The following is a 2767-nucleotide window of genomic DNA, read 5'->3' as shown; positions in this document are numbered from 1 at the left end:
CTACGCTATGCTTTAGGTTGGCAATATATCTCTGGTTTTGCGTAAGTCCTAATAAAATAAAACCCACAATCGTCATCGACGTTGTGGGTTTTTTTGTAATGTATATTTTATGGCTTATGTAATCTCATAGAGATAGCATATGGTAGACGATTCTCAATCAATCTGCTGAGATCGCCATTCGACCAACTCTTTCACATCGCTATGGATGCCAGATTTTAACGCTTCAAAGTTTTCATAACGGCGCTCACCATGCAGGAAATGCAAGAACCGAACCTGCAATGTCAGACCATACAAGTCAGCTTGGAACTCTGGGAAATGAACTTCTAAACGCCATTCGTGCTCTTTATCGACCGATGGTCTGGTGCCGAGGTTTGCCGTACCAAATAAACTCTCTGGACGTAACCCTGAGATACCAGATTTCTCCTCGATCGCACGTGAGGCCAACCCATTTGCTATCACTTCTCCTTCGTCATCTATACTGACCACATCAACAGCAAAAATTCCGTGCAAGGCAGGTTGAATGCGTTGCAAAGCAACATTCGCAGTAGGAAAGTTCATGGAACGACCGATCTTGTCGCCGCTAACGACCAACCCAGTAATCGAATAGTCACGACCAAGTAGCGTATTGGCAGCGTCAATATCACCCGTTAATAATAAATCACGTACACGAGTGGAGCTAATGCGTTCCGCTTTACTAGTACTATCGACGATAGTATGTAGGTTGGTGACGTCTAAGCCATACTCTCGTAAGAACTGACTGTCGCCCGTACGGTCATGACCAAATTTAAAATCATCACCCAATACCAAAGCTTTTACGTTTAGGCGCAGCGCCAATAGGTCGGCGAATGCTTGCGCTGATAGTGAACGAAACTCTGAATCAAACCCTGCGACAATTAAGGTTTCAACACCGTATGCTGATAGTAAGGCTTGCTTTTCAGCTAGGTTGGTCAGACGTGCAGGGGCTGTGGCTGGTGAAAAAAACTCACGCGGCTGAGGTTCAAATATCATGACGGCAGGGTTTAGACTTTGCGTGTCGGCAATGTCACGCACTTGGGCCAGCATCGCTTGGTGACCCAAATGGACACCATCAAAGTTGCCAATAGTGAGCACACAAGGCGCTAACTCAATTGGGTTAGTACCTGCGGGCAAGGTGCTTGGCGACGCAATGAGTTGCTCAAGAAAATAGGTGTTCATAAATTTCAGCTATGATAAAGATGACTAGACAAAATACGAAAAAACACACCATTATTAAGGATTAATGTGTCTAAAAGCAGCCATTATAAAGTAAAATAGTCATACAAACATCCTATAGTCTGCTGACAAGACGAGTATGCGACCATCGATATCGCAAACTGACACGATAGCCCATGCTTGCTTTTCTATTATTATAACAACCCTGACTATAACAACTGTGACAATTATAGGGCTAATTGGTCATATTTCATGATCAACCGCTTTTTACTCACAGCCTAAGACCAATTGTATTATTAGCTATGGAGAATTTATGACTGACGTTGCTTTAACTGCTGTACCACCTGTTTTGTCGCAGCAGAGGTTAAATGACCAGTTTATGGTTCAGCGGGCCAATAAGGCGGATCTACCAGAGGTGCTAGACATTTATAACCAAAGCATTGCAGGCAAAAAGGCCACAGCTCATCTCGATCCAGTGACTTATGAAGAGCGTGAGATTTGGTTTGATGAGCATCTAAATAACCCATCGCGTCCTATTTATGTCGTTAGAGCCACTGTGAAATCAGGCGCTGACGACATTGCAGGGCAAACGAAATCACCAATCGTTGCGTGGGGTAGTTATAGTGATTTGTATGCACGTACGGCTTATCATATCAGCACGGAGATTAGTATTTACTTGCATCAGGACTACCATGGAAAAGGGCTGGGTAGCTTGGTGACGAGCTGGATGTTGGCGCAGGCATCAAGCTTGGGCATTAAAAATGTCGTCGCGCTGATTTTCGCCCACAACAAGCCAAGCTTAGGCTTATTTCACAAGCTTGGTTTCGAACAGTGGGGCTACATGCCACAAGTGTGCGACATGCAAGGTTTTATCGCTGATGTGGTCATGCTAGGAAAATCGGTGACCGCAAACAAGGACAGCTAAGTGCACTAACCAAGTATTTTCCATTGACCGTCAATTTTTTGTAGTACATAGGTCAAGGGCGCAGGCTCATCTTGCTCTTTCAGCATTAGCTCACCAGCAATGGTGGCGCGAGTTTCATCGTCATTGTATTCGGTATTAGTAATGGTGACGCCATCGACGGTTTGCTGAAAAGCGGATTGTGTTTTAGCCAGCTCTTCTTCAAAATTTGCCATATCTACTTCGTAGTATTTTGCTGCTTCTTCGACGTCGCCGTAATACAAGCTATCTAAGGCTTTTTTTACAGTATCTTCTGGCGTACCAGGTTCAGTAGGATTGGTCAGTAGACTTTGTTGATCTGCGCCGTCAGTCAGTGGGTTTATGTCGTCGCTTGCAATCATTGTGGCATCATCAGCGTTATCTTCTGCTTGCATTGCTTCGTCAGCGGCTGTCTCTGCTTGACCAGCGCTGTCTGCTTCAGTTACCCCGCCCGCCGCTGCAGTGTCTTCGGTACCATTGGCGCTATTTACGCTTTCTGTTCCGGCGCTGTTTGCCTCTGCATTGTCGCTATTGCTACAGCCGCTTAATAACAACCCGGTGCTTAGGAAACCCGCAGTTAACATGATGGGTAAGCGCGGAGATATTGATTTTTTGGTGGTCATAGTCGTCCTCAAT

At 45.2% G+C, this 2767-nt stretch carries 3 protein-coding genes; 1 reads left to right on the top strand and 2 read right to left on the bottom strand.

Annotated features, from left to right (window positions below; all coding sequences use genetic code 11):
- Nucleotides 1–153: 153 nt before the first annotated feature.
- Nucleotides 154–1194: a riboflavin biosynthesis protein RibF gene (gene ribF, locus L0J61_RS10400; protein ID WP_301466370.1), complete on the bottom strand. Its 1041-nt coding sequence runs from the start codon at nt 1192–1194 to the stop codon at nt 154–156.
- Between the two features lie 310 nt (nt 1195–1504).
- Between ribF and L0J61_RS10395 the strand changes: the two genes are divergently transcribed.
- A complete protein-coding gene (locus L0J61_RS10395) occupies nt 1505–2116 on the top strand; it encodes a GNAT family N-acetyltransferase (RefSeq protein ID WP_301466369.1) in 612 nt (203 codons plus the stop codon).
- A gap of 5 nt (nt 2117–2121) precedes the next feature.
- Here L0J61_RS10395 and L0J61_RS10390 read toward each other — a convergent pair whose 3' ends face one another.
- Complete coding sequence (locus L0J61_RS10390) at nt 2122–2754, bottom strand: hypothetical protein (protein ID WP_301466368.1); 633 nt, start codon at nt 2752–2754, stop codon at nt 2122–2124.
- Nucleotides 2755–2767: the final 13 nt, after the last annotated feature.

This window comes from Psychrobacter sp. (assembly GCF_030457785.1).
In the GTDB taxonomy this organism is placed as follows: Bacteria; Pseudomonadota; Gammaproteobacteria; order Pseudomonadales; family Moraxellaceae; genus Psychrobacter.
The sequence above is the reverse complement of the archived record's forward strand: the minus strand, read 5'-3'. Positions and strand labels throughout refer to the sequence as shown.